The organism is Paenibacillus herberti (genome assembly GCF_002233675.1).
Classification (GTDB): domain Bacteria; phylum Bacillota; class Bacilli; order Paenibacillales; family Paenibacillaceae; genus Paenibacillus_O; species Paenibacillus_O herberti.
In genome coordinates this window covers 1-548 of the sequence record NZ_NMUQ01000014.1, presented here as the reverse complement: position 1 = coordinate 548, position 548 = coordinate 1, and the positions used below count along the sequence as shown (strand labels likewise).

The window sequence follows — 548 nt, the reverse complement described above, 5'->3', positions numbered from 1 at the left end:
TTTCTCAAATGAATTTCATTCTGCTCCCCGAGGGAGCAGCCTCTTAAAAGAGTTTACACAAAAGATTTGACAGACCCCATTTTGCGGATTACAGCCACACGGCGCATCTTGTCCCAACTCGTTGCTTGGTAGGCGACCGTTACGCCTTCAATAATCCATTCGTCATCCACAAACCGTTGCCAATGCTCGCAGGCTTGTACGTGCTGCTGAAGACGTGTTGTCCATTTTAGTTTGCCAACGTATCCGATCTGGCGGGACTCCCAGAAGGCGTAGAACTCCTCGCCGCCAAAGCCTTTGTCGAACCGCGCATAGCGGACGTCGTGGGAAGCGAGCCTATCCAGCGTTTGCTGGGCGAAAGACAGGACATCGGTGGAACTGCTTGTATTGCCGGGGCGCAAGGAGGCATTCACCAGCATCCGCGATCGACCTTCGTACACAAGCAAGGGATGATAACTCTTACGCCCACGCTTCTGACTATTGAAGCCAACTTCCGCTCCTTGTTGATTCCCGTACAGGGTCTCCACGGTGGAATCCAGATCGAGGATTAG

Annotated in this window: 1 pseudogene; it reads right to left on the bottom strand. The window is 52.7% G+C overall.

Annotated features, from left to right (window positions below):
• Nucleotides 1-80: 80 nt before the first annotated feature.
• Nucleotides 81-548: pseudogene (locus CGZ75_RS24270) on the bottom strand (transposase); the annotation flags it as partial.